This window comes from Vibrio penaeicida (assembly GCF_002933855.1).
GTDB lineage: Bacteria > Pseudomonadota > Gammaproteobacteria > Enterobacterales > Vibrionaceae > Vibrio > Vibrio penaeicida_A.
Window position 1 is genome coordinate 21,424 of sequence record NZ_BFAQ01000022.1, and the last position, 26,866, is coordinate 48,289.

The 26,866-nt window shown below is 43.7% G+C and carries 24 protein-coding genes; 9 read left to right on the top strand and 15 right to left on the bottom strand.

Features of this window, described 5'->3' with window-relative positions; translation table 11 throughout:
* Nucleotides 1-236: 236 nt before the first annotated feature.
* Nucleotides 237-1,556 carry an acyltransferase domain-containing protein gene (locus tag VPNCDNU1_RS12785; protein WP_104400668.1) on the top strand — a complete coding sequence of 440 codons (1,320 nt, stop codon included), beginning with the start codon at nucleotides 237-239 and terminating at the stop codon, nucleotides 1,554-1,556.
* Here VPNCDNU1_RS12785 and VPNCDNU1_RS12790 read toward each other — a convergent pair.
* Together VPNCDNU1_RS12790 and VPNCDNU1_RS12795 are read right to left on the bottom strand one after the other, a co-directional pair.
* Complete coding sequence (locus tag VPNCDNU1_RS12790; RefSeq protein WP_104400669.1) at nucleotides 1,553-2,326, bottom strand: thioesterase II family protein; 774 nt, start codon at nucleotides 2,324-2,326, stop codon at nucleotides 1,553-1,555. The genes VPNCDNU1_RS12785 and VPNCDNU1_RS12790 overlap by 4 nt on opposite strands.
* Nucleotides 2,327-2,392: 66 nt before the next feature.
* Nucleotides 2,393-3,322, bottom strand: a complete 930-nt coding sequence (locus VPNCDNU1_RS12795) for a LysR family transcriptional regulator (RefSeq protein ID WP_104400670.1) — start codon at nucleotides 3,320-3,322, stop codon at nucleotides 2,393-2,395.
* A 114-nt stretch (nucleotides 3,323-3,436) separates the two neighbouring features.
* Between VPNCDNU1_RS12795 and VPNCDNU1_RS12800 the strand changes: the two genes are divergently transcribed.
* From VPNCDNU1_RS12800 to VPNCDNU1_RS12815, 4 genes are all read left to right on the top strand, one after another.
* Entirely contained in the window at nucleotides 3,437-4,381 is a 945-nt protein-coding gene (locus VPNCDNU1_RS12800) for an NADP-dependent oxidoreductase (protein ID WP_104400671.1), read from the top strand.
* A gap of 106 nt (nucleotides 4,382-4,487) precedes the next feature.
* Nucleotides 4,488-5,054: a GNAT family N-acetyltransferase gene (locus VPNCDNU1_RS12805; RefSeq protein ID WP_104400672.1), complete on the top strand. Its 567-nt coding sequence runs from the start codon at nucleotides 4,488-4,490 to the stop codon at nucleotides 5,052-5,054.
* Nucleotides 5,047-5,520: a GNAT family N-acetyltransferase gene (locus VPNCDNU1_RS12810; protein WP_104400673.1), complete on the top strand. Its 474-nt coding sequence runs from the start codon at nucleotides 5,047-5,049 to the stop codon at nucleotides 5,518-5,520. Before VPNCDNU1_RS12805 ends, VPNCDNU1_RS12810 begins: the two co-directional genes overlap by 8 nt.
* A gap of 85 nt (nucleotides 5,521-5,605) precedes the next feature.
* Entirely contained in the window at nucleotides 5,606-6,472 is an 867-nt protein-coding gene (locus tag VPNCDNU1_RS12815; RefSeq protein WP_104400674.1) for an alpha/beta hydrolase, read from the top strand.
* Nucleotides 6,473-6,483: 11 nt separating this feature from the next.
* On the opposite strand, the gene VPNCDNU1_RS12820 is transcribed toward VPNCDNU1_RS12815, so the two are convergent.
* The 5 genes from VPNCDNU1_RS12820 to VPNCDNU1_RS12840 form a co-directional block, all read right to left on the bottom strand.
* Nucleotides 6,484-7,128, bottom strand: a complete 645-nt coding sequence (locus VPNCDNU1_RS12820) for a sigma-70 family RNA polymerase sigma factor (RefSeq protein ID WP_104400675.1) — start codon at nucleotides 7,126-7,128, stop codon at nucleotides 6,484-6,486.
* Complete coding sequence (locus tag VPNCDNU1_RS12825) at nucleotides 7,118-7,510, bottom strand: c-type cytochrome (protein ID WP_104400676.1); 393 nt, start codon at nucleotides 7,508-7,510, stop codon at nucleotides 7,118-7,120. The genes VPNCDNU1_RS12820 and VPNCDNU1_RS12825 overlap by 11 nt, the downstream gene beginning before the upstream one ends.
* 88 nt (nucleotides 7,511-7,598) lie before the next feature.
* Entirely contained in the window at nucleotides 7,599-8,204 is a 606-nt protein-coding gene (locus tag VPNCDNU1_RS12830) for a ferritin-like domain-containing protein (RefSeq protein WP_104400677.1), read from the bottom strand.
* A gap of 106 nt (nucleotides 8,205-8,310) precedes the next feature.
* Nucleotides 8,311-10,197 carry a hypothetical protein gene (locus VPNCDNU1_RS12835; protein WP_104400678.1) on the bottom strand — a complete coding sequence of 629 codons (1,887 nt, stop codon included), beginning with the start codon at nucleotides 10,195-10,197 and terminating at the stop codon, nucleotides 8,311-8,313.
* 270 nt (nucleotides 10,198-10,467) lie between these two features.
* Nucleotides 10,468-11,913: a lipopolysaccharide biosynthesis protein gene (locus tag VPNCDNU1_RS12840; protein ID WP_104400679.1), complete on the bottom strand. Its 1,446-nt coding sequence runs from the start codon at nucleotides 11,911-11,913 to the stop codon at nucleotides 10,468-10,470.
* Between the two features lie 357 nt (nucleotides 11,914-12,270).
* Here VPNCDNU1_RS12840 and VPNCDNU1_RS12845 point away from each other — a divergent pair, with 357 nt between their 5' ends.
* Together VPNCDNU1_RS12845 and VPNCDNU1_RS12850 are read left to right on the top strand one after the other, a co-directional pair.
* Complete coding sequence (locus tag VPNCDNU1_RS12845) at nucleotides 12,271-13,416, top strand: glycosyltransferase family 4 protein (protein ID WP_104400680.1); 1,146 nt, start codon at nucleotides 12,271-12,273, stop codon at nucleotides 13,414-13,416.
* A gap of 119 nt (nucleotides 13,417-13,535) precedes the next feature.
* On the top strand, nucleotides 13,536-13,925 hold the full coding sequence (locus VPNCDNU1_RS12850) for a hypothetical protein (protein ID WP_104400681.1): 390 nt from the start codon (nucleotides 13,536-13,538) through the stop codon (nucleotides 13,923-13,925).
* Nucleotides 13,926-14,222: 297 nt separating this feature from the next.
* Here the strand turns inward: VPNCDNU1_RS12850 and VPNCDNU1_RS12855 are convergent, their stop codons facing one another.
* The 8 genes from VPNCDNU1_RS12855 to VPNCDNU1_RS12890 form a co-directional block, all read right to left on the bottom strand.
* Nucleotides 14,223-15,239, bottom strand: coding sequence for a hypothetical protein (locus VPNCDNU1_RS12855; RefSeq protein WP_104400682.1), 1,017 nt, complete (start codon nucleotides 15,237-15,239; stop codon nucleotides 14,223-14,225).
* Between the two features lie 11 nt (nucleotides 15,240-15,250).
* Nucleotides 15,251-16,624, bottom strand: coding sequence for an OmpP1/FadL family transporter (locus VPNCDNU1_RS12860; protein ID WP_104400683.1), 1,374 nt, complete (start codon nucleotides 16,622-16,624; stop codon nucleotides 15,251-15,253).
* 27 nt (nucleotides 16,625-16,651) lie between these two features.
* Nucleotides 16,652-18,967 carry a patatin-like phospholipase family protein gene (locus VPNCDNU1_RS12865; RefSeq protein ID WP_104400684.1) on the bottom strand — a complete coding sequence of 772 codons (2,316 nt, stop codon included), beginning with the start codon at nucleotides 18,965-18,967 and terminating at the stop codon, nucleotides 16,652-16,654.
* A gap of 41 nt (nucleotides 18,968-19,008) precedes the next feature.
* On the bottom strand, nucleotides 19,009-20,610 hold the full coding sequence (locus VPNCDNU1_RS12870) for a Dyp-type peroxidase (protein ID WP_104400685.1): 1,602 nt from the start codon (nucleotides 20,608-20,610) through the stop codon (nucleotides 19,009-19,011).
* Nucleotides 20,610-21,305, bottom strand: a complete 696-nt coding sequence (locus VPNCDNU1_RS12875; RefSeq protein WP_104400686.1) for a hypothetical protein — start codon at nucleotides 21,303-21,305, stop codon at nucleotides 20,610-20,612. Before VPNCDNU1_RS12875 ends, VPNCDNU1_RS12870 begins: the two co-directional genes overlap by 1 nt.
* A gap of 17 nt (nucleotides 21,306-21,322) precedes the next feature.
* Complete coding sequence (locus tag VPNCDNU1_RS12880) at nucleotides 21,323-21,979, bottom strand: hypothetical protein (protein ID WP_104400687.1); 657 nt, start codon at nucleotides 21,977-21,979, stop codon at nucleotides 21,323-21,325.
* Nucleotides 21,980-22,054: 75 nt separating this feature from the next.
* A complete protein-coding gene (locus tag VPNCDNU1_RS12885; RefSeq protein ID WP_167404783.1) occupies nucleotides 22,055-23,329 on the bottom strand; it encodes a cytochrome P450 in 1,275 nt (424 codons plus the stop codon).
* Nucleotides 23,330-23,646: 317 nt separating this feature from the next.
* Nucleotides 23,647-24,528 (bottom strand): LysR family transcriptional regulator, encoded by an 882-nt coding sequence (locus tag VPNCDNU1_RS12890; protein WP_167404784.1) that lies wholly within the window; start codon nucleotides 24,526-24,528, stop codon nucleotides 23,647-23,649.
* 183 nt (nucleotides 24,529-24,711) lie between these two features.
* Between VPNCDNU1_RS12890 and VPNCDNU1_RS12895 the strand changes: the two genes are divergently transcribed.
* Both VPNCDNU1_RS12895 and VPNCDNU1_RS12900 read left to right on the top strand, forming a co-directional pair.
* The gene (locus VPNCDNU1_RS12895; protein ID WP_104400690.1) at nucleotides 24,712-26,055 is read left to right on the top strand and encodes an aspartate aminotransferase family protein; all 1,344 of its coding nucleotides are present in this window, start codon (nucleotides 24,712-24,714) and stop codon (nucleotides 26,053-26,055) included.
* Entirely contained in the window at nucleotides 26,043-26,861 is an 819-nt protein-coding gene (locus VPNCDNU1_RS12900; protein WP_104400691.1) for a 3-keto-5-aminohexanoate cleavage protein, read from the top strand. The genes VPNCDNU1_RS12895 and VPNCDNU1_RS12900 overlap by 13 nt, the downstream gene beginning before the upstream one ends.
* Nucleotides 26,862-26,866: the final 5 nt, after the last annotated feature.

Consider the following 26,866-nt stretch of genomic DNA (forward strand, 5'->3'; position numbering starts at 1 on the left):
AATATTCCCAAAATAAAATGGCAAAAGCTGAGCAGTAAGCTTTGTGCACGAAAATCTTTCAAATTAATACAAATGGGTATGACTTTCGTTGATTCGACGTCAATTTCCTTAATCAATCAATACACTATAAAAAATCTGGAATAACGATCTGAATTTTTCAGGTGTTCCGTATTTCGGACAGCTATTAGTCACTTTTTCCACGTCAGACTCGTAGTTCCATTCAAGGAGCGAAAACAATGTTTCATCCAGAAAAACGTCAAGATTTTAAGTTGGATAATCAAGTAGCAAAAACACTCTTTATGCAACAAGATGGCTCAATAACAAGCAGCTCAATAAAATATGGCTTAAGAACAGATAGCTCAAGAACAGATAGCTCAAAAGCAAATAGCCCAATAACAGGTCTGGGAAACACAAAAACACCAAGCTATGAACCCAGCCACTTCTATCACTCTCAAGAGGGCATGGGAGGGGGGGCAACACACTCAAGATCCAATCCTGCTGTTGTTTTTATGTTTAGCGGCCTTGAGGAGCAACCTCATCGTTGCGCGAGATCTTTGTACGAGAACTTTGATTTTTTTCACGAAAGAGTGGAAGAGTGTCTTTGGCGTCTCACACAAATTGATGTGCACTTAGCTGACCAAACAGAATTCTTCTTTAGTGAGTGTCAGGTACACAGCAAACAGCCTGTAAGCCAGGTACAGCTCTTTGTATTTGAATATGCTCTGGCCTCAACTCTTATTTATTGGGGAGTTAAGCCTGATGCGCTTATCGGTGACAGCCTCGGTGAATACGTAGCAGGCTGTATAAGTGGATTACTAAATATTGAAGATGCACTTGCCATGGTTTGCTCTCGCCAACGGCTGATGGATGATGCGCAAGCTGGCGTAATGTTTGCTGTTCCTAAGGGAAAAGCAGAGGTCGTAGGATGGCTAGAAGAATGGAACGTGGCGCATCCTAGTTCCGATCAAAAGATCTCCCTTTCCTATGTGAGTGCTCCGCATCGATGCGTTGTTTCAGGAGGTGCTGAGCCTCTAAGTCATTGGCTAGAGCAATACCTTGAAAGCACAGAAGCTGGGGAGTACGTTTCTCAAAGGTATGCGTTGCATTCCAATTTGATGACAGATGTATCCAAAACGCTCGGCGCTTATATCGACGGGATACCTAGCTACCCGATTCATACACCTTTTGTTTCCACCATAACAGGACGTTGGGCCCAGCAGGGAGATGTTGAACATTCGCAATACTGGGCGAGTCAGATTCAACAAACGGTTCAATTGGCAAAAGGGCTACAATGTGTCTCTGAAGATTTAGGAAGTTGTATGCTGATTGAAATTGGTCTTGGTGAAAGCATGTCAAGGCTCGTTGAGCAGCAAAGGAACGATAGTTTATGTGCGTTTCCATTGCTGCCGGATATTTTGTCAGAAGATATAGCGCTACCTGCTCATTTTCCATGCGATTGTATTCTGACGTCGATAAAAACATTGGGTCAATACGGGGTCAACATTCGCTGGGATCGCATTTTAAGTAAAACGAAGTCAGATTGCTGGTTGAGCTAAACCCGTTCTTTTTCAGTAAGACACTGAATGATACCGACAAGCTTTTTGCTTACAGACTCAAATTGCTTGTCGATAAAGAAGTGGTCGCCTTCTATCATCTCCAATTCAAAGTCGCCACAAAAGTGTGCCTGCCAGTTCGGCAACGAATCAGGTGGAATGATGGTATCAATTGTGCCACCCATTAGGGTGACGGGAATGTTGAGTTGTTCAATAGCACTAACTTTGTGCGTTTCGGCAAGCTTAAAATCCGCTTTCAAGCCAGGCAATAGTATGGACATGAGTTCATCATGCTCAATAATATCGTCTGGTGTTCCACCCATTTCCTTTAACCTTGTTTTAAAACCTTCATCTGATAGTCCGTGCATCGGGTTTTTCGTATTCAATTCATGGGGCGCTCTTGATGCCGCTGGAATGAAATGCACAGGCATCGGCATTCTATGCTTTTTGAAATATCGGATCAGCTCAAAACCAATTCGTGAGCCAAAGCTGTGTCCCCAAATAACATAAGGTTTGTCGATGATAGGGGCTAATGCTTCCGCTAAATCCTCCACTAAGGCATCCATGCTTTGATACTGTGGTTCATTTAATCGGCTGCCTTTACCCGGTAACTGTACCGCACAAATTTCGGCATTCAGTTCCGGCAACGAACTATAGGGAAAAAATGAGTTTGCGTTACCTCCGGCATAAGGCAGACAGATTAAGCGTAACGGGGCATTGGGTTTTTGTTTTGGAATGGCAATCCAGCGATTAAGTGATGTGTTTCTGCGCATATTCAATCCCTTATTGTCAGAAGGCAAGGAGAATAGCGAGGAATACAGAGAATGGATACCTTTGTTTCATTTTGGTGTTACTGGCATCCAGTTAAACACTTCACTCTGCTCCGATAGGCAGGTGTGAACTTCATTAATAAGCCACTTAAGCGCTTGGCTGTTAGTGCTTCTTTTATGCCAAGCGATTGAAATAGGTGCAGGCGGAACAACTAACGGCAATGGTTTTTCGATGAGTGTACCGGCTTGTATGTCTCCGCAAACTACGGAACGTGGCATCACGCTTATTAAGTTTGATTGTTTGAGTAAATGGATTGCGCTAGAAAAGCTGTTAACTGTAATGGCGACACGCCTAGACAGGTTCATTTCTTTTAAACGGCTATCAACAATGCCTTTCGGATCCCCCGATAAAGAGACCAGTAGGTGCTCTTCAGTGCAGAATGTTTCAAGTGAAATGTTGTCCTTTGCCCTCGGGTGTGATGGTGGCATCACACAGGTAAAGTGATTATCAAATATAAGCTTTGAGTGAATGTGTGGGTGCGATGTGGGGTAATAATCTAAAACCAAATCAACTTGCGCATCAAGGAGCAATTGTTCGCCATCTCCCCTAAATGGCACGGCATACAAATCAATGGCTTTTGCCCTTTGTTCAATCACACGTCTTAAATGAGGCCAAAACAGATAACTGACACCGTCTGTCAGTGCCACACGAAGCTGTGTTCGTGTATACATTGGGTCAAATGTTTGCGGTGTTACTACTTGTTCGATCTGTTTGATAGGGGCGGCAATGGTTTCCCATAGATTGACCGCAAATGGAGTGGGTTGAATACCTCGCCCTTTTTTAACAAACAGGGGATCTTTCCAGATATAGCGCATTCGAGATACCGCTTTAGAAACCGAAGGTTGGGTCATCGCTAGCTGCTCTGCTGCAATCGTAATGGATTGCTCTTTCATTATGGCATCGAAGATCAATATAAGATTTAAATCCGGTCTTGGCACTGTTCCATTCTCAATTCATTCCCCTAGGGAATGTAAATTATACTACCTATGCATTATTGGGAATGAATTGATTGCGTAATACTGAAGCTGTTCTCAAATCATAAGGAAAAAAAGATGAAAGCAGTATTTATTAATCAATATGGAAACAAAGATCAGTTAGTGGTTGGCGAGATTGAAAAACCACAAGTTCAAGCTGGAAAGGTGTTAATAAAAGTCGTCGCGAGCGGCGTTAACCCAGTGGACTTTCATATTCGTAATGGGATGTTGAAAGATAGTGGTATGCATACTTTGCCACTCATTCTTGGCTGGGATTGTTCCGGTATTATCGAAGAAGTCGGAGCAGGTGTTACGGAGTTCAAGGTAGGCGACAAGGTGATGGCGTATACCGCTATCGGAGAGCAAGGTACTAATGCGGAATACATCGTAACCGATGCAGATATTGTATCGATTAAGCCAGAAAAGATGAGCTTTTTGGAAGCGGCTGCTTTACCTCTTGCATCGATGACCGCATATCAGGGGTTGCATGATATTGCGGGTTTGAAGCAAGGCGAAAAAGTTTTGATTCATAATGCGTCTGGTGCGGTTGGGAGTTTTGCTATTCAAATAGCGAAATCAGCGGGAGCGCATGTTGTTGCAACATCATCTGCACATAAGCACGACTATGTACGATCCTTTGGGGCAGATGAGGTGTATACAGAAACGGATCCTAATTGGAGTGGCACAGCCCGTTTCGATATCGCCTTAGTAGCAAAGACAGGCGGTGACCTGCTTCGTCGTACCCTTCATGCGGTTAAGCAAGGAGGAAAAGTTGTGTCCACCTTTGACGAGATCCCTGCAGCTCAGGCGCAACAAGCAGAAATTGAATTTACACATATGATGGTCATGCCAAACCGAGAATCTTTGGAAGCGGTCTTGTCGCTGGTGAGCTCGGGTTCTTTGCTTACGCCAATAGACACAATTTATCCGCTGGATGACATTCAAACTGCCCACGAGAGAATTGAAACGTTCCAAGCAGTTGGCAAAATTGTGTTAACGGTAGATCCGGCTTTCAAATACTGATTCTTTTGCACGTAACAGCTTAAGTAAATAAACATATGAGTAGCGCGTTATCATTCCCTTTTGTATAGTCGCGCTAGCTTCAATTATAGGGAGAGAGCAATACAAAATGGACAGGGAAGTGTTTGAAGTTGTTACGGAGCGACTGATATTAAGGGACTTTGAGACCCAAGATATTTCCTCGTACATCAAATTGACTCAAGACTCAAAATATCAGCGCTTTTATGATGAAGACGATTGTTCGATAGAGAAGGCTGAGCTTTTGGTTAACCTTTTTATTGAGCAAGCGGATGAATTACCACGAAGTAAATATCAGCTCGCCATTGTTTTACGGCAAACGGGTGAAGTAATTGGCACGTGTGGCATTCGATTGGAAGCCGACCAACAAGCTTCTATGGGTTGCGGTGTTGCGCGTGAGTTTCAAGGAGCTGGGTATGCGCAAGAAGCGGCGGAAGCAATCGCTGAATTTGGGTTTGAAAAGCTGGCGGTTCATCGTTTGTATGCAGAAACGATCGGCGCGAACAAAGCCGCGATAGCAATGTGTCGCCAATTTGGGATGAGAAAGGAAGCTCAGCTTATTGAACACCGATACTTTAAAGAACGTTGGTGGGATACCGTTATCTACGCTATGTTACGTTCAGAATGGGAAAAGAGGAAAGGAAGCCAAGATGATTAACCTACAGCCAATGAGCTCACAACATTTGAATCAGGTATCCGAGCTGCATGTCGCAGAAGAGCAGTTAAAGTTTGTTGGTACAATGGAAGAGATTTTGGTGAACGTAGATAACAAAGTACACCCGCATGTGATGGTGAATGAAAGCGATAAGGTGGTTGGGTTCTTTCTTGTCGATACGACCTACGGTGAGCAGTACGACTTTGCTGTTCGTGGAGCGCTAGGGCTAAGAGCTTTCTTTGTTGATGCACGTTACCAAGGAAGTGGCTATGGCAAACAAGCCGTGGCTGCGCTTCATTCCTATTTGCAGCAGTATTATGAGACGTTTGAATTCATTTATCTTACGGTAAATTGCAAAAACCCAAGTGCTTATCGTTGTTATGAGCTCAATGGCTTTAAAGACAACGGCGAGCTTTACCACGGCGGTCCTGCCGGTCCTCAATACATTATGAAAATGTCGCTCAAATAGCTGAAGAAATCATTTTACCCAGTGTTCTTGAGGTTCAATGTACTGAGAACTAAGCTTGATGTAATTCACTTTGAATAGGGTGGTTATGTTCTCATTTATACGCGTATTTTGGGTAGTGTTGATTTCGTTACCGATCAGTACGATTGCTCTCGCATCCACCGACCACAACACCTTTCGCGATATCGCCTATGGCGCGCACAAGAAGCAAAAGTTAGACGTATACTTTCCGCAATTCGCTAAAGACGCTCCGGTGATCTTTTTTGTCCACGGTGGCGCATGGAGAATTGGCGATAAGGGTGCTCGCTCGCAAGTGAAATCCAAAATAGAGAAGTGGGTAAAAGAAGGGTTTGTTCTTATTTCGGTGAATTACAGAATGTTGCCGGAAACCCCACCATTGGCTCAGGCTCAAGATGTGAGAGACGCGTTAATATTTGCACAGAACAACGCTACAAAATGGGGTGGCAGTCGGCATAAGTTCATTCTTATGGGGCATTCAGCTGGTGGACATCTAATTTCTTTAGTTTCCGTCCAGCCAGAACTCATTACTCAACGAGGTGCGAAACCTTGGCTTGGTACAGTGTCACTTGATACTGCGGCGTATGACATTGTCACAATCATGTCTGCAGATAGAGTGAATCACTTTTACGAAAAAGCATTTGGTGAAGACCAAAAAACTTGGCAATTAGCTTCGCCGTTGCTGCAACTGCAATCTTCGATTCCTCCGTTTCTCGCCGTGTGTTCTTCAACGCGAAAACAAGATTCCTGCCAACAAACGGAGGTATTCGTAAAGAAGGTCAATCTTCTTGGAGGTTATGCAAAAGTGCTTCCTGTCGAGCTTTCTCACCGTAAGCTCAACGTGAAATTAGGCGACGACTCTCCTTATACTCAACAAGTCCATGCGTTTATTATGCAGTTACTCTCTTCACCTTTATCTTTAGATTCCCAAGAATGATCTTAGCCGATTCATTGTTTGTTCCATTCGGTTAAAACGCGATGGGTAATAGCATCGCATCGGTCACCGGCAAATTCGTAGAGCGACATCGACTCTTGTTCCATATGAATTCGAATTTGTGATTGCAATTGCATTCGCGCTCTCCGGTATCGCGTTTTAACTACCGTGACATCGAGCCCTAAAGAGTGCGCAGTTTCGTTAGATGATAACCCCTGTACACAGCGTAAAATGAACACCGAACGGTAGTTAAGTGGTAGTTGGTCAATTTCATTTTCAAGGAGTTGAAGTATGTTCTGGTTCATCACGGGCTCCGAAACAGATTGATGAAATTGCTCGGTTGGTATTTCTCGATCGCCATAATACTCAAGTCTTTGCTCTGATCTCAGGCGATTTAACGCGACATTTCGAGTGATGACGGAGAGCCAGCCCGCGTATCCCGTTGGACCACGAAACGAAGATAAACTCTGCAATGCACGCAGATGCGCTTCTTGAACAATGTCCATGGCGTCATCAGTATTGTTCGTGAATCCACGAGCGATACGAAACAGCAGTTGGTTATAGCGGCGGATGAGTACTTCTGCCGCTTGGTTGTTACGCGCGAGAGTGAGTTCAATGAGTGCCAGATCGGAGTAGGACGTGAGTGTATTATCTGTCATCGTGTAACCCCTCGCATTCTTCTGAGTGCTGATCCAGCGTTTTTAAATAGGCGATAATGGCGATTCGTTGTGTTTGGTTTTTTATGCCTACTACTGTCATTTTAGTCGCTGGAATCGCTTTTCTTGGATCTTCAAGGAAACGATTGAGTGTTTCTTCATTCCAAACCCAGTCCGACTCAATCATTGCTTTGCTGTACCGATAATTTTTTTGAGTGCCAACTTTTCTTCCAAATAAGAAGCAGTGCTTAGGTCCCGTTCGGTTATAAGATGGAGAATGGCACCCAACACAGCTTTGGTAAAGATGCTCTCCTTGAGCAACCGTGCTGGATTGTGAATAGGGTATAAAACCTAATCCAATAAAGAATAGATAAAGATGGTGCATTTTTATTCCTCAATTGAGTTGAATGAGCAAAGCCATTAGTAAAAATCGCTTTGCTAACATTAGCTTTGTTGTCGACAACAATTGCGGGTTAGGAAAAAAAGGCGCCTGGCACTGGGTCTAACCCCAATGCGTTTCTTAAAATCGCCCAATGCATGGCTTCGTCAGCCAAAATGCTTGCAGCCGCTTTGGAAAAGTCGCGATTATCAAAAAGTGGAATAGCTCCGGCATAGGCACTCACGGCACCTCTTTCCAGTTGTGCAGCAAACATAAGAACATCCGAAGGTTGTTTTAATTTCTCGACTGGAAATTGATATTGATTGAGGGGTTCAGATGGTGTTCCACCTAACTGCGTTACCACAGAGGCAAGCAATTCAATATGTTCTTTATGATGCCCTTGAAACTGAACGGCAACGTTTAATAGGTCTTTGTTTAGTAACTGACTTTCCGCACCAAGTTGATAAGCGGCAACAGCTTCTTGCTCTGCCTCAATTGCAGTATTTAAAATGACGATGTCACCTTGTATTGCGTTATCTGAGAGTGCTTTTTTACCGTGATGATTGGCTTGGGCGGAATAGCAGCCACTCATCATGGTGAGTGCAGTTGCGGAAAGTGTTGCTGCGCCAAACCCTTTTAAAAACCCGCGGCGATTGAACATATCTTTATGGTAGATATTGTTGGTTTCTTTGATGCTCATGTGCTTTCTCCTTATAAAGCGCAGTAAATACACTGCGCATAATAGGTAAAGACGCACTCACCAAAGAAAAGGAACAAATTTATTTTAAAAAGTGAAGATAAGCTGCTTACTGCTGCGGCTTGAGAGGAAGAAAATCGATTTCGCTGCCTTCCCCTGTGAGAATAGAGATCCGCTCTGGTTTTCCTTTCACATCTAGCTTTATTTCACCAATAGCTGTGGCGTTGACCAGTCTTCGAGACCCTTCGACATTTGGGCTGCGTTTTTGGACTTTCAAACGCTTTCGCTTGGTGAAAAAGTTCAGTGGAGAGCGAGGAGAATAAAGCAATCGATCCGCATGATCGCAGAAGCCAAGAAGAGGCTCTGGAAACTGAGCTTTGATGCCACTGCATGTAATTTGGTGGATGTTCGGGCTGCACTTTCGAAATCGTAGCTTGATGTCGTAGGCGAAAGAATAGTGAACATCTCCCGACAAGATAACAAAATGGGTAGGCGTTTTTGTGTGAGTGAAAATACTGAGTAACGTGTTTGCACTGCCGGGGTGTGCCATCCAGTTTTCAGCATCGATCATTAAAGGCTGACCTATCATGGTCGCTGCTTTTTGTAGTGCTTCGATAAATTTCACGCCAAACATTGGCGCAGCAGAAACAACAACAACTTTGTCTTGATGCATTAATTCTTGTTGAAACTCAATTAACGCTTCCCAGTCCATCAGCCCAGAAGGTTTGTTCATTTTCGATTCAGAGCGCCAGCGGCGAGTTCGGGTATCCAAAACCACTACCTTAGGCGAGGTATGTATGGTGTAGTGCCATTTCTCGAATTGGTACAAATGCTGTATGAAAGCCTCTTGATTCTGTGTGTTTGGTGAATCAAAAAATGCATTGGCTAATGCCAAAAATTCTGAGTTGAAATGAGTCGGCTCGTTCCCCCAACCCTGACAAAGCCAGTAACTCAATAAACCATTACCGATGATTCTTTTGGAAAAGGCATTGTTGTACGCTGCTTTTTCCCAACCGATGGTCAGGTTCCAGTCATCTGTAACATCGTGGTCGTCAAAGATCATATAGGTGGGTAAATGTGCGAATAGCCTATGGGCAAATGGCAACCCTTCAATGAACTGGGCTATTTGGGTATTTTCCGTTTCCCATCGAGTTTTGAGCTTGCTGGCCAACGCTTCTGGTGCGCACGAATAAGCAACGTGCTTCCATAGTTGTGGTGACCATACCAGCAAGTACATAGCGAAGAATTCTGAAAAGCTGATCAAATGATTGCCGCAATCCCGAGAACTGAAAACCGGAGAAGGCATTGAAGGCATAAAAGCAAATAACCCTCTTTTTTCTTCTTGGTAGCTCGGTAACAAGTCTTCGCGACCATAAAAGCAATCAGCATGAGCGTGTAAATCCACAGTCGATGTAATCTTGGCATCGTTGAACGTTTCATTAGGTAGCCCTAGCAAATCTATTACTTGCACTATGGCGCTCAGCATTGGACCCGCTACATGATCGGCGTAGATCTGATCGCCAGCCATTAACAGCATGTCTGGGCGCTCGTCCCAAGGTTGTTTGGCAATCTTGTCGTCCGCTGCGATCAGTGCGTCTTTTCCATTGTGGTGTGGATTTCGACATGAACCATGCAAAATGTAATTGGCGGTAGAAGGTATTTTTATCGAGAGTCTTTTTTCTTCTTCATAGAGTAAGTGAGGGCACAATTCGATGAAGTTACCTTTCTGGGAAATAAATTCGTATTCAAGGCATTGGTCTACAGGGAAATTGCCGTGAAAGTGAGCAAGGGTTACAAAGGCACGTGTACCAACTTGAATAGGCTGACACTGGTCTAAATCATGAGAAAAAAACGCTTTGTCTGAGCCTTGGTGATAAAGCTGAAAGTGACCAGATAGTGGCTCTGTGGTAACTACCCAAAAAACCAATTCACTAGATGTGGCTTTTCTGAGCATGGGGCCTGCAATCAGGAAAGGTAATGGTGAAGACTGATTCATAAACTCTCTATCGAATAACGCTTACAATTGCTTTGCTGCCCAAAGGGTTCGACTAGGCGTCCCCGCTCTATACCTTTTACTCTTTGTTGCAAGGTATTTGCTTAGAATGACTAGGCGTCACACCTTGCGCCGCGATTAAAAGGCATAGAACTCGAACAAAATTTAACCGCGGAAGATCAACAGATCCTAATTATTGAGTTTATCTGGAACGTGACGTCAGAGCACGGGTAATATCAGCAAATCTCACATTTAGATAGCGATTGATTATCATTAGTGCGCCGTAGGCATATGAGACTTCACAAAATTGCTCAACTTGATTTTGAATGACTCAGGAATAGGGATAATACCTAATAGCAAGAACCCAATGGTTGCAAACACCGAAACGATAATGCCTAACACTATGCTCGGAACAAAAGTGATGGATGCATTAAGCCATTGATGTAGTTGCCATGCGGTGAGCGCTAACAAGATACTTTTGATCCAGTTGGCGTGTCGATAAGGTAGGCGCTCTTTCTGTTGGCTGACGTAGTAGAGCATGACTAAGCGGATAAAATAAGCCCCTCCAAGAACAGTAATAACCGCGATGACGCCAAATTGTGGAACAAACCAAAAGTAGCCAATTACAGCAAATACCGCGCAGGCACACTGGATCCACATTTGTGCTTGGCTAGAATCCCCGCTAAAGCAGCCTAAGTTCAAGTATTCTCCAGCAGTTTTAATCATGTTCACTACAATTAAGCCCACTACAAGCGTGGCCGACATATGATAATCAGGTGGTAACGCTAGGGTGATAAAACCAGGTACGGTTAGTATCATGATCATCCCCAAATAAATGCCTAAGTTAGTGCCAAGCATCGCATTATCAGCACATATTTGTTTGCCATTATGTTGCTGTAGCAATGCGATTCGATTCGGAAACCACCATAAAGCGTAGGGTTCGAGAGCGAGCCCTAAAATTAACGCAAACTTCACCGCAATGGCATACACTGCGAGTTCTTCAACACCAATAAAACTTGCAAGTAGCCAACGATCTAATCCTGTAATCATATAGATAGACAAGAATCCACCTAACGTCGGCAAGGCGAATTTCAATAGCATTTTTGAGTATTTCAACTGACCAAAGGCCCCCATTTCTTGTTTTTGATACCTGAGCAAACACATCATCAATAGCAAGCTCGATACCATGCAAGAAATTAAGACAGCGTCAATGCCATAGCCCGCTTCAAGCAAGATGAACGTCATCAACGCTTGCCCTAGCGCTTTCAATACGTTTAATACACAAAATCGCTTTGCGAGATCGTTCATTCGTAAAAGAGTCATTGGAATGGTAATCAATCCATCCAACAATATAGGAACAGCAAGCATTAGGATTTGATAGCTTTCGAATGTCGCGGGCAAAGCGCGAGTCAGTAAAGGGAGCGTGATGAAGATAATAAACGCTCCAATGCCACTAAAAAGAGCACTGAGAGTAAAACAGTTCGAAATGAGCGCGCGTTTGTGTTCACCTTCTGCGGTCCCGACATACCGATACATTGCGTTTATGATGCCGAAGCTGAACATAATGGTTCCGACATCGGCTAACAGAAGCAGTATCTCTAGAGAGCCATATTCCGCGACGGAGAGCTTTCTTGTGAGATATGGGATCATCATAAGAGAAACGCCTTTCATCATAATGATGCCAATGGCGTAATATGCCGACTGTGCCAGTGCTTTCATATTTTTCTGCCTTTTGTTCTGATTTAAGGCGATGAGATTTTCAACTTAGATCTAACTGCCAATCAATCGAATCTCGTAGGGCGACACCTTAGGATGCAGTTCTATATCTAGGCAGAAAACATGCCAAATCTTAACTGTTTGAAAAATAGGTATTAAAAATCTACTGGGAATCAAATAGTGTGGCTGGTGGGGAAAATTAGCTGACTTAGTCATATTGGTTTTCATATTGAGAAGTCATAAGAAAGCTCTTTATTAAAATGTATGGTGGTTAAGCTAATATGTTGATTTTCAGTGTAATTAAAATTGGCGTATATCTTGCTCTTTCTGTTGAAAGACACATTGAGTGAGATTTTGATTATGAAGAAAGTCGCTTTTATTACTCCTACTTACCCAGTACTGAGTGAAACGTTCATCCAAACCGAAGTGGATTCTATTCAAGCATGTGGCCATCAAGTCTGCGTGTTTACTTTCGAAAAAGAACGCTCGGACAAGGTGTTTGATTATGATGTTGTGACCATAGGCAAAGATGTCCCGAAAAGGATGTTGAGATACGCTTCGTTGGTCGGGGGAATAAAGGCGCTACAATTTGTCATGACCCAAAATGGTATGCCTAAAAAATCACTCTATTATTATGGTGCTAAATTGGCTCTGCAGCTGGCAGAAAAGGGTGTCGACCACGTTCATGCGCATTTCTGTCAGCATACCACTGCGCATGCCATTGTCGCGGCCAAAATATTGAACATCGGTTGTTCTTTTGTTGGACATGGACATGATGTATATGAGTTCCCGCTCGATATTGACAGAAAGATAGAAGCCAGTGATTTTGTGGTTGCCGTTTGCAAAGACATGCAGCGTGATTTCGACAATATGGCGACGGGAAACATAAAACTGCTGCACTGTGGAGTAAAGACAGAGCGATTTGTGATGCAAGAAAAGTCTCCCACAGAGCAAGTTCGATTGGTGTTTTTGGGTAGGTTAGTAGTAACGAAAGGTATCCATTACTTAATTGAGGCTCTTCTTCCTTTGATCCATCACTACAATATCAGCTTAGATATTATTGGAGGTGGGGAAATGAGAGGAGAGCTGGAAGCTCAAGTCAATCGCCTTGGACTTAATGATTACGTTCGCTTTTTAGGACCTCAACCCCATCATTGGGTGAAAGATAACTTAGCTGATTATGATTGTTTGGTCGCGCCATTTTGTTTTTCTGATACGGGGTGTGTCGATACCGGACCGTTGGTTTTGAAAGAGGCAATGGCGGTGGGGACGCCTGTGATTTGTTCAGACATTATGGGGTGCAAAGAAATAGTTACTCCAGAGACGGGATACTTGGTTCCGGAAAAAAATGTGGCTGAGCTATCACAGAAAATCTCGGAGTTTGCTCAACTTTCGTTTGAAGAGAGAGCCCAAATGGGGCGTGCCGCAAGAGATAGGGTACTAAAACATTTCAATGCAATCGATCAGGCAAAACAGCTTTCGAACTGGATAGAAAACTTAGCTTAAACCTGCGTTAGAAACCTTTACCTACCCATGACGTTGCTATGACAAAGGTTGCACCTTCATTTTATAAAACAAACCTGCTGTACGGGGAATTTGGAATTTAAAATGAAAGGATAAACGTTATGAAAATACGCAACATAATTGTGCCTTTGGCACTTCTGGTTTCAACTCAATTATGGGCAGGCATTTTTGGCGACAGCGTAAGCACTAAGTTTGAAAACTACCAAGAAATGGAAGCCTCCGGTATTATCGAGCAAGGCTGGCTTCCGGCTTTTCTACCTAAATCTGCCATTAATATCCAAGAAAAACACGATTTGGACACGAATGTTGTTATGGCAACGTTCGAATATGACCCACAAGATACAGGATCAGTACAGGAAAGCTGCGATTTGATGTCGGAGTCAGAGCAAGGCTCACGTTATGCCTGTTCACATGGAGACAGCGATGCATTCATCGAACTTCGTAAAGACGGTACAGGTACGTTTTCAAGCCAGCCTAAAGTCATTGAATAATTTGATTTCAAAAAAATCCCCAGCTTAGTGCTGGGGATTTGACATTAATGTATCTTGGTTTTTATAGATATTGATTTTTATAGTGTTGCTATTTCTAGTTTTCTGACGGTGTCAGAGACCGACCTGTCGTCGGTTAGTTTTGCAAGCAAAGGTGCATAAAAGCGATATTTTGTAACTATTTTTGTACGATACACCATTCTATTTCAAATTGTAAATGTAAAATGATGAAAAATCGTCTCGCTTTTTGAACACTTGCCATCATTGAGATTACGCTCATTATAACTGGCTGAATATGGGTTATTTTTTAGTCGGTATGCTTTTTTCACCATTGACGAGAATGTCCAAATATTGGGTTAGCCTTTTTTGCATTTTGTCTTTGCACATCTCGTCATCACTAGCCAATTCTTGTTTTATGAGCAAAAGCTCTTGCGACAGTTGAGTAACAAATTGAAGTTTCTCTTTCCGGTATTGATTTTCTAACTGCTGCCTCAGTACTGCTGGGTTTTGTACTTTTTTAGGAGTAATAAAGGATTTTAAGGTTTCAACGATTCTGTCTAGTAAGTTGTACACCAAGTTTGCAGAGAACCCCCCGAGTAAAGCGGTTGTTATACGAATAGCAGCATGATTTGCCTCTGAATTGGTATCGACGGTTATCATGTCTGTCGTCGATTGTGCAACCGCGTCTAAATTGATCGGGATAAGCTGAGTTAATGTAATACCCGATATTAATCCCACCACAAATCGAACCCAGTATGAACTTTCGTGTTTTGGGTCATATACGCCTTGGGTGACAAAGCTATTGGCTTTAAACAGCCCAGCAAAGGAAGCCCCAATCGCAGAAGCAGCCAGTAGAATGGCTTGAACAAAGAGCAAATCAGTTCCTTGTAAATCAAACATGCTGGCGACCATATTTTCATTGTTAATTGCACCTGAGAGGCTAAGCCCAATCAATGAAAAAAGAGAAATGAGGGCAACTGCCATCATTCTGCGGATCAATGGCACGCTGCCCAAAAACAAAAAAGGAGGGGCCTTTTTGTTTTCATCGTACATCAAGAGTATGGTTTGTGGTTTTGCTGGTGCTACTAGCTCCGAGAGTTGATTATAGATATCGGTTACTTGATGCGCGCGAATATCTTGCTCCTTTGATAAGCCAGAGTTCAACAATTGCATTAAATTTCCTGGAACGGTTATCCCTTTCGAAAATGCATAGTGCGCAAGGGCTTCACATTCGTGTTCCAACTGATCTAAAAAGCCACTGTTGGTTGCCATTGCTGGTTGTTGTTTTTCTAGATTTTCGGTGTGCGGTATATCCATAGTGCACCTTCCTAGAACGTGTAATTTAACTGTGCCATAAATATATGTGCATAGAGATCCAGATCAGCCGACAACGTGCCACGGGGAATGTTGTTTCCACCTTCGAGATCAATCGTGACTGGGGTAAATTTGATGTACTGATAACCTACATCTAGTTTGACGTTTTCGTTGTATTGATAACTCATCCCCAAGCCAACATTCCAGCGATCATTATTTGGCGCTCGCGGGCTGACAGCATCAGCTGGCGTAGGATTCCAATCGTATGCGAAACCAGTACGCAGTTTTATGTCTTGGTTGTATTGATAGCCCATCCCAATAGCGACGAACCAGCTGTCGTGCCAATTGTTGTCTACTATCGTATCCGCCAAACCGTTTCCGTAAGTGACGGTGGTGTCTGTGAATGCACTCCAGCCAAATCGATTGGCGTTACCATACAGTTCGAAATCTTCAGTTAACTTGTGCAATACGCCAACTTGCAACATCGAAGGTGTATCTATATCAAACTGAGCGCTACCTGTTGGGCTGCTGATGGTGACGCCTAGAGATGCAGCGGCGCTAACCAAGGCCGCGTAGTTGGCTGATGAGCCAGTAAGTTCGACATCGCCGTTGAATGAATGTGAAATCTTGGAGCGATAAGACAATCCAAATCGAGTGTTTTCGGTCATCTGGTATTCGGTTCCCAATGAAAACCCGAAGGCGAGATCTTTACCTGTTATGGTGCTTGTTACATCGGTATCAACACTTGGAGATGTGGTGGATGTTGCGACCATCGTGCCGAGTTCTACCGTGTAATATTGGAGATTGACCGCTGCGCCAAAAGACCATTGATCATTCATTTTCCATGCGACCGTTGGGCTTACGTTGTAAGCGAATAACGCGGTTTTGGTGGCAGTGTAACGAGAAACGGCTGTGTCGGGGTAATCGGAAACGTAAGCGTAGGGCGCACCAATGCTCAGTCCAAGCACTAATCCTGGCTGGTATTCATGGGTAAAGTACATTGCGCTTCCATAGGCGGTATCTATGGGTTGTTCTGGTTCAGCTGGATACCCTGAAACGTCGACGGTTCCAGATGTATATGGTGCGGTTGCGCTGGCATTTTTTAGCTTGGATGTCGGCATATCTAATACCGCTCCAATGGAAAAGCGTGTTCCATCAAACCGTGCAATCGAGGCAGGGTTTGAAAACATGGCGCTGATATCATTAGCGCCTGTCCCGTTGGTTGAATACGCACTCCCCAAGCCCTCTGCACTTTGGTGCAAAAAGTGATAGCCATTCGCCAACGCATTGTTGATGGGCAATACAGCGATGGCTGAAGATAGAAGCGAATAGGACACCACTTTATTGAGCTTGAATTTGACGTTGTTTATCGATTTTTTATTATTCATGTTTACATCACTTATCCGTAAGTTAGTTTAGGCGCTTCGTCTGTTAGAGAAGGAACCTTCTGATTCTGAAATGCTTTGTTCTTGATTGAATAGGGTTTGAAATGCCACCTGATACCCAAGTGCGCGATAGGCTTCAAATTGCGCTTCATCGAAGAATTGGTCTCCAGAAGATTGGTTAGGAAACTCTGGGTTTTTGGACTGATAGTTGGCGATGTACCGATATTTATCGAAATAGTCTTCGTTGCTTTGAACGTCGGTAGACATCGTATCTTCTGGGTTGGTCATGACTGATTTTATGTAAAGGATTTTGCCGATTCGCCCATTCCTATAGTGGATTTCTCCATGGGCATGAGCTTGATTTTTCTGCCTTATCTCGTCTAGCCCAGTCATCGTGATTTTGATACCAAAATCGGTTTGAATCATTCGTATGGCGTCCATCAAACCTGTAAACGTCCCGTCCGAATCTGCCTCTGCATCGGATATAACAATAAGCCTGCATTCACGGCGTACCAATTCGTAGAGCCCTAGGTTTTCGAAATGACCGCCATCAGATAAGTTGATGTAGTTCTGGCTGGTATTGATATTGCCCAACAGTTCTCTGAGAAAGTAAGAAGGACCTACGCGGTCATTTCTCAGCAGCTTCTTCCACCAAGAAAGGGAAGAGCTCGGTTTCTGGATATGGACTTTAGATGGGTTCTTTACCCAGTAGTCATAACGAATATTGAGCATTGCCAGCAAGAATACGAGAGGCTTGACGGTGTTTCGCCCCATATTTGGAGCAACAGCTGCTCCTGATATTGCTGTGGCGGTGCCGAGGTTAATACTGGGCTGAGATACTTCAAGATCTTGAGTCTTACAAAAACCCGTTTTATTGCTTCCGCTAAAGCATTTGGAGAAGATGAAGTTTTCGCCCAATCGGTCTTTTTTATAGGCGTTGACGCTTTGCCCGCCATTTAGCGTACAGTTGATCAGAGAGTAAGGCGCATATTCGCTATCCAATTCTGAGAGCTTTAGTTTGTCGGTATGAATGATGGGGGCATGAGGGAAAGGGCTCTGTTTTTTAAACAGGTACGCAAGGCTTAACCTATCGCGATAAAATCGATTAACAGCGGTAAAGTTGGCACTGCCAGTAAACTGATTAAGAAGCATGAGCGCTATTGATAGCGACACTATTGCGAAATAGCTTGTCTCTTGGGTTAGGAGTGAGTCAGTTACATCCAATACCACTACCCAGCAAGCGAAAATAGCGGAAAAGCCGATAAACCCTACAACAAGTTGATTGCTGATTTTACTTAGATTTGAAATGACTTTTGCTAGAAGTAAACTGCATGCAATAGCGATAGCCAAGCCATTAATACCCATTTGGTGTAACGATACCCCCCAAACGGCAAGCGTTTGATACCATTCAAGTGCCAAGGGTTGGGCTTCAAGGATGACGCTGCCGAATATTGCCGCGACGTTAATGGCGATTGCAGAGGTGATTCTGTCTCGCCAAATCCAAGACTGGTTGTTTGAGGACGCTAGGTTTTCAGTGACGTTTGTTGTTAACGCCGAACCAATATAGTTTAGTAACAAAAGCAACATGAGTGATTTGGTAATGGGGAAGTGCGAACCCAAACCAATGTGTTCTAACCACGAGGCATAATCGCTATAAAAGCCAAGCGGTGATGTCGAGAGAAATGCCATTACCATGGCAAAAATTAGTAAATATGGCAGAACAACTAAGGCGTTAAGTACGATGCCTCGAAGAAAAATGGCAGGAACACGTATCGTGTCTAGACCACCATTGGGAGCCATATAATTCGAATTGTTTCTCAAATGACGGAACTCGCTAGGCTCTACATCGCCTTGCTCATGGGTAAAAAGAGCATCTATGGCTTCTGTTTTTTTATCGGCGTACTGCTCGTTTGTCACCGCTCCTGCCATCGCGCTTGAAAATGCTGCTCCAATGTAGCCACCGCCTGACACTGTCGAGAGATAATCAACGTTGTTGAGCAGACCGCTCTTTTTGAATGCTTGAATGACGCCGAGGTTAAAAGTAGCAGAACGAATCCCACCACCAGAAAAGCATAATCCCACCAAACCTGGGTGAAGAATACTTGAGTCCTCATTCCACTTTTGTTCCTGATTTTTATCTGCAAGAGACTCGATGGTTTGATTAAGAGGAACAGAACGCTGATCCCAAGGTATCAGCGTCTGTTCAAAATCAGGCAACGAGCGGGGGGAGCGCTCTAATGTCTGACCATCTCTGTTTATTACCTTTCTTTGCAATACGTGTTTCAATTCTTCCGGTAGCACAACTTGATAGAGGTAATGGTTGTGCTTAGTTATTTGATCAGCCATATGACGTCCTTGTCTTGTTACACGTACTAGGTCACAAGACCCTAAGTCGGGTCGATAATGCCTTCTGCTAACATGCGCAGTGCAGTGAGGCTTGGGATGAAGAAGTAATCACCACCTCGTGTTTCAACGAATCTTGGAATATGAGAGCAGAAAAATGGCTTCTTGCCGGTTTGTTCATTTCCTTGAATGAGCATGCTGCCATCCGCTGAAATATCAGGTTTATTAGACATATTGCCGATGATTGGGTCTTTTTCGTTGGAGCGTTTAAAATCGTTGCCGTAGTTCATCCATTGCTGCTGAACAAACTCGAATTGGCGCTCGATATCGGCATTTAAAGCCATGAATATAATGCCTTGATTGCCGGAATCTTCAGGCGATTCACTTACGGTGCCATAAGGCAGACCACGGCGAAGGATACGTCGGCGATTCACCAATGCACCTGGCGTATTGAACGCATCTTTTACACCGTATTCGAGAGCACCTCGCGGGTTGGCTCTGCGAACGTGTGAGCCCATAGGGCATGCTGAGCCTTTTATGTCGTCATGATAATTGAAAGCTGTAAGCTGCTGTTTTAATTCAAGGTACTTTGCTTTGTTTTCAGTCGTTGGGTTTTCTTTTGCGTCTTTCTGCGCTTTGCGTAATTTATTATGAAAGGCGTCAGCCTCCTGCTGAGTAGGGAAAGAGGCGATGGGGGCACCATTCTTCCAACGACCAACAAATTTCGCTGATAGCGCCTCACTTCCACCTTCAAAATCTTTGCCGATTTCTTCACTATAACGCTTGAAAGATTCAACGTTTTGATGAAGCTTTCGATACACCATAAAAGTGCCATTTTTAGCCAATAGCGGTGGTGTTGGGGCTTTAGGGTATTCAAACGATTCGTCTCGATGCCCAAGTATAAATTCGCCCGTTTCCAGTGGCTCCCAACCTTCCATCTTAGATGGGTCTTTCCCTGTTGGCTTTCCGGCACCGAGGACGCGTTCGGCCGGCGCGCCTGTGCCTTTGAAGAATGGATCGCTAATACCGTCTACATAGCCAAAGTGTTCTTTTGGCGTTACTTTTTCATTTTCTTTTAAAGCCGCAGCGTCTTGGTAAGGAAGTAGCGCTCCATTTCCAGCACGGTGCCCTTGCAACAACTCTACGCCTGCATTGCATATTTCTATCAACCTAAGCAATTCTTTGTAGCGAATCTCAATGTCTGCTTGGGTTTGTCCATTTATTGATAACCAAAGATGCACTTTTTCCGGCGAATGCCATATAGGATCCCAATGTTCGGGCGCGCTTGATAGGTCGTCTCCAAGTATGTCCTTCCTAGCCGGCATACCCATCGCAAAAGCTTTTGGAAAAGACTGAAGTGATTGCTGTGGCACACCGATCGCTTTTAACCCGTTGTACGTAAAGCCCACATTGGTGGTCGCTAAAGGCTTAGAGACTGGCTCTTGGTTTGGACCTGTTTGTCCCCATGGAACAGAGGTTGTGACTTTATTGGTTATTTGTCTTAAAAATCGTCTTGCATCGGCTTCTTTTCTTACCGACAAAAATAGATAGCGTGCGTGCGGATAACCAAATCGTCCATAACCCTTGATAATGTTGCCTTGGATATCGTGGAGATCTATTGCGGCAGTGGAAGGCGTATCTGACATTATTCTGTCTCCAATGATGGTTTGCTTTCAGCGACAGAAGATGCGCTGTTTTGGGTATAGATATGTGCAGTTGTTGCGACTTCTTCTAGGCTGCTCGCTCCGGCACTCCAGCTAGGAGATGAAAGGTTGTCGATGTCTATAGCACGTTCAAACTCTCGAAATAATTTTTGAATTTCGTGCGCTGGCTTACCTTGGTTTGCGTAAACAAAGCGAGAAAACTCTTGCTTCAAAAATAGGCTTTTCAGTTGAGCCTTTAGGGATAAGTCGTTTGAGCCATTAAAAAAGAGCTGGTTATCGATTTGGCATTTTTTAACGTATTCGATGAATTGGTCTGCGTTGTTTACTTGGTCAAAAGCAACACAGTGTTGCCAGATTTTTTTAACATCCCCTTCAGCGTGTTGCCACATATCGTAGAGATAGGAGTCCAGATCGCCATAAAAATTGCTACTGAAAACGAGGTATTGAGACTGCAAGTGTTCTTCTCTAGCAGGGTGACCTTGATAAAAAACATCCGAGAGCACGTAAAAGCGGGCTAAATAAGTATTGGGTACCTTCGCCATAGGGCTGAACCTATCTAGCGGGAGAGCATGCAGATGATCTCGAAGTATTGCACTGTATGAGGTGTCGTCTTTGCACCCATTGATGATTGGACACAATGCTGTTAAGCCGTACGCGTTACCACTGGTATTAGACATGATCTATTCCTCTCTCTTTAACTGGCTTTAGCAAGGCGCTTTTCTACGGCTTCTGCAGAAAGGCTGACGATTGGAGAAGGTGCCATCATTCCAATGTGATCTTGTAGCGAAAGAGTCAATGCGTCGTAACGCTTTTGAAAATCGTCCGCTGATTCATTGGCTGGCGTTTCCTTAATGAATTCTGAGAGTGAACTTCGAATGTGTTGCCCAGATTTCACGTCGTTCGATGCTGCCATTGGGTAGGCGCTGTAGTAGTGGTTTGTCCATACTTGGTTTGATGTAATGTAGTCGTGGAAGGGTTGCAATGGCACCGAGCCAGGGTATTTCACGTTGTTTTTCCAAAATAGATCCAAACCAGATGGAATCGCGCTATGGAATGAGTCAACGTATTGAGCCCAACTGCCATTAAAATTGCTAAAGAAGAACATGTAGCTGTACTTAATGGTTTCTTTGGGCTGTGATTCTGAAAGCCTAGGAAATTCACTTGGTTTAACGATCGCCCACCGAGCGTAATGAATCAGAGAAAGTGTGGTTAACCCATTTAAAGACGCTCCGACTAATTTCATGGCTCCAGAGTTAACTGTCCAAAATATAAATTTGTTTAGCCAGCGCCAGTACCATTTTATTGGTGTAACTACGTTCATGGCATACGCCTTACCCGCAATATTTGACATACCACATTCCTGTATAAAGTGATGGATTTTATTATTGTCTACTGGTGCCTTTAGGCAGACCGGTAGACTTGTTGATTATGCGACTTTTGATGGTTTCTCTATTGTCGTATCCGGTGATGTCTCATCGGTGTGACGGGATAATTGCTCGTGTGTGATCGTTAGACTTACCGGATAGGGTTCTCGGTATTGAACTAAACCAAGTTCGCCTTCGGCTCTGAGAACATGATCCGACTTCAAGATTGCTTTCAGAATATTAGGGATTTGGATTAGGTTAATGTATTGACCGAAGCAGGTATGCATACCGTAACCAAAATGCATGTAAACGTGCCTTGGGCGATCTAACTTAAATGATTTGGGGTGAGGTAAGTCGCGCCCATCTAGCATCGCAGATTGCGTAGCAACAAAAACTTGTGTGCCTTTCTTTATCTTCTTAGAACGCCATGTGCCTTGCGCTATTGTGTAATCGCAATTAGCAATGCGAAAAAGACCAGCACCAAAGGATTTGAAACGCAGTGTTTCCAGAACAAATTGTTCCAACGTGTGCATGTCGTCTAAATGTGCAGCCCGCTGTGCTTTGATAAAAAGCGCTTTGTTATCTAACAAGTAATCTAAAACTAGAATGGCACATTTAGAGGTAGTAGGGACTAAGCCTATGATTATCCCGATTAAGTTATTACGAATATCGTAATCTGTCATTCCTGGTGTTCCAGATTCTTGTAGCTTCAAGCATCGTTCTAAAATATCGTCTTTTTTATTTCGTTCACTGGAAGGCAGCAGTCTTCGCTCTTCGATTAAGAGGTCAATATGAGTGCGTAAGCTAGCGGCGTCGCGTATTGCTGCCTCTTCAATATCTTTCGGGCAATCGGGATAGAATAGGTACTGAAAAAGGTTACAAGTCCAATTGAATAACTTTTCTGGCTCAATCCCAGAAACGCCTAGGTATTCGGCGGTGAATTGACATGGCACAACACTGGTCAGCTCTGAGACTAGCTCAATTTTCCCTGTGCTGCTTTCCATAATTTTCTTGGCGAGTTTATCCGTTAGTGGCGCTACGATTTTATCTAGATCGTCACGTCTAACAGCCAATCGCATGTTAGAAACATCTCTTGTGTAGTCTGGAATGTCATTCATTCCTAAGAAGAAGTTACTGCCGTCGGTGATAACTCGCATCTTATCGGCGTAAGTTACACCTAACTCATTAGGACGAGACAGTGCTTCTTGAACGTCTTTGAATCGGGTGATCAGTGCGTAGTTCTTATAAAGAACATTGGGTTGAATAAAACGGATTATCGAAAATATCAGGGGGACGTTATTTGACGCCCACGCTTTTAGCCGCGCTGTTATGCTCATAATTTCTGCCAATTGACGTTTATCTGTTTTCGCACACCGTGAAATTCTATGTCTCATCTAGTGTGAACCAGTGCATTTATTGTTAGAGGAGTGGTTATTTAAATTAATATGCAACCATTCCTTATAAATATATCGGTCTTAAGTGCGGTAAACTGAAAATATCTTCAGATTCGGATCACAAGGCAGCGGAAATGTAACTGATATGAATGTAAACGGTACGTAATGTTGATCTATATATGAAAATGAAAAGTTAAAATGAAGTTAGTTTTAATTACTTCTTCATTTATCCAAAAAATACGCTATACGGCACACCCATTTCAGCGCTCCAATGAGCGAACCCAATGAGTGAATGAGGCTATGTGGGGCTCACTCAACTTATAACTGGGGCAAATCAAGTAGTAACCATAAGAGCTGTTTAAGCTCAGATGGAACGGGTTGATGAGTGCTCCAGAATGGAGTTCTTTTCTCACCATAAAATCTGGTAAAAGGGCGATTCCACAGTTCCGTGCTAGCAAGGGTAAAGACATATAAAAATGTTCAAATGCGACTGGGTAGTAATTTGGTGAAATGTGAGTTTGGCTTTTGTTCAGCATTAGCTCCCAAAGCTGCGGGCGGGTAGATTGGGGAAGTAGAGGTAAGCTGAGTACTTCATCTATCGAGCTGAGATTTCCAACACTTGGATTGGCAACTAAGATGAGCTTTTCTTGAAATAGCCATTCCGAATGCTCATAGTGTTTTGCTATTGGTAGGCAACGTATTGAAACATCAGCATCTATTCCTCCCTTGGGTAGCCGACCATCTCCGGTGTTCACCGATATTTTTAAGCGTTGATTTTGTGCTAGAAACTTGTCTATTTCTGGCAGTAGCCAAAGGTTGGCAACAGAAGGGGAGACGTTTAGTTGCAGTAAGTTCGTCTCTGAATGGGTTTGCTGCAATTCGGCACTGGCTGCTTGAATGGCTTCTAATCCTGGTACGACTTTACTGAGGTACTGGTTCCCTGCTTCTGTCAGTGCCAGCCCACTTCCCTTCCGAATAAATAAGGCTTGCCCAAGCTGAGATTCAAGCGAGTGAATTTGTTTACTTATTGCCCCTTGGGTAACGTATAGCTGTTTGGCTGCCTCTGAAAAGTTGAGGCACCTTGCAGCAACAATAAAGGCTTGAAGCGCTCGGCTAGAGGGGAGGTGTTTGGTCAATTGCATGATGGTTACATTCCGTTTGGGTGAACATCTCTCGCTTGTTTTAGAGTTTAATGGTAATTCACTACTATTCCATTTGCTCATACTGGTGAGAATAATTCGCTTGTTGATAAATCGCAAAGCTTTATCTTGGTTACTAATTGATCGGACGTTAAGCAATCGGAATAAGGCACATAAGGATTCGCCATGACTCATCTCATTCATCGACATTGCCACCATGTACCTCCTGTAGTGAAAAATGGGCAAGGCATTTACCTTTATGACCAAAATGGCAAGCGTTATTTAGACGCATGCGGGGGAGCGGCTGTCTCTAACCTCGGTCATAACAACCAGAAAATTAAGAATGCAATGATGCGACAAATGGAAGTACTGCCATTTGCTCATAGTGGTTTCTTTACAACTGATGTCGCGGAAAAATTGGCTGACACACTTGTGTCTTTGAGCCCGAATCCACTTAACCATGTTTATCTCGTCAGTGGTGGATCGGAGGCTGTCGAATCGGCACTGAAGCTTGCCCGCCAATACTATCTTGAAAAAGGTCAGGGGAGTAAGTCTCAGTTTATTGCTCGCCAACAAAGCTATCACGGGAATACGTTAGGTGCACTTGGCGTGGGTGGCAATGAATGGCGTCGAGCTCCATTTCGACCGTTGCTGAAAACGACTCATCATATTTCCCCGTGTTATCCATATCGAGACAAGCTTGAAAGTGAATCCGAATTTGAATATGGGCAACGCGTAGCAAATGAACTTGAAAGTAAGATACTTGAAGTAGGCGCAGACAACGTGATGGCGTTTGTTGCTGAAACAGTCGTAGGGGCGACGGCGGGTGCATTAGTTCCCGTAGAAGGATACCTTGCTCGTATACGTGAAATTTGTAGTCAATATGATGTGTTACTGATATTAGATGAAGTGATGTGTGGGGTCGGTAGGACAGGGTCATTCTTTGCGTTTGAACAAGAAGATATCGTGCCCGATATTGTGACCGTTGCAAAAGGGCTCGGAGGGGGGTATCAACCCATCGGTGCAGCCATCGTGAGTAGCCAACTCTACAGAACCATCGCCAATGGTTCCGGTTATTTTCAACATGGGCATACGTTTAATGCACACCCAATGGCTTGTGCTGCTGCATTAGCGACAATCAATGAAATAGTTGAAGGAAACCGGATTTCAGACGTTCATTCCATCAGTGATTTGCTTTTCAAAAAGCTGAATGAAGCGTTTAGTCATCACCCGAATATAGGTGATATTAGGGGACGAGGATTGTTTATAGGTATTGAATTTGTAGAAGATAAACAGACGAAAACGCCTTTTTCTTCAAATAGCCAACTGGAAAAGAAAGTGAAGCAATTGGCGATGGAGGAAGGGTTAATGTGTTACCCAATGAAAGGTACGATTGATGGTCAAAATGGCCACCATGTATTATTAGCACCTCACTTCATCATGACACCATCGCAGATCTCGGAGTTAGTCGAAAAACTGCAAGTAACCTTTAGCCGACTATTTTCTTTGGAGGCAGTATGCCAGCCATAATCGTTGCTCCAAATGGTGCACGAAAGATGAAGGTGGATCACCCTAATATCCCCATATCTATAGAAGACGTTGTGAAAGATGTGAAAGCCTGCGCGCAAGCAGGCGCAGCGATGGCACATGTGCACGCTCGCACGTTAGAAGGAAAGCATACACTTGGGATACGAGAAAACTCCGCTCTGCTTTCTGATCTCAAGGCGGAAATGGGGAATCAAATTCTGATTCAATTAACCACAGAAGCCGTTGGGCAGTTTTCTCCACTCGAACAAATGACCTTGATTGAAAAAGTTCGTCCGCCAGCGGTGTCGTGTGCAATTAAAGAGCTGATTCCAGACAAAACATCTGAAGCGACAGCCCGAGATTTTTTCCACTTAGCCAATCAACAAAACATTTTGATACAGTGGATTGTTTATGATCTTAATGATCTCACTCGTTATTTTGATCTGCTTAACCGGCAGGTTATCCCCAATACGAACCAGCATTTGTTGATCGTTCTTGGACGCTACCACAAACATTTGGAATCTCATCCCGCCGATCTACTGCCCATGCTGACTCCGCAACTTCTGAGTTCGGATATTGCTTGGGGAGTGTGCGCTTTTGGGCGATTGGAACAGCAATGCCTTATCTCTGCTATGTTATTAGGTGGAGATGCACGGGTTGGGTTTGAAAATAATCATTTTTTACCAAATGGAGAATTGTCTCCGGGAAACGAGTATCAAGTCGCTCAACTTGTACAGCAAGCGAACGCACTCAACGTGAATGTGATCAATGCTAGAAAATTTGAGTCAATATTGAGATGTGATGAATAACTTCA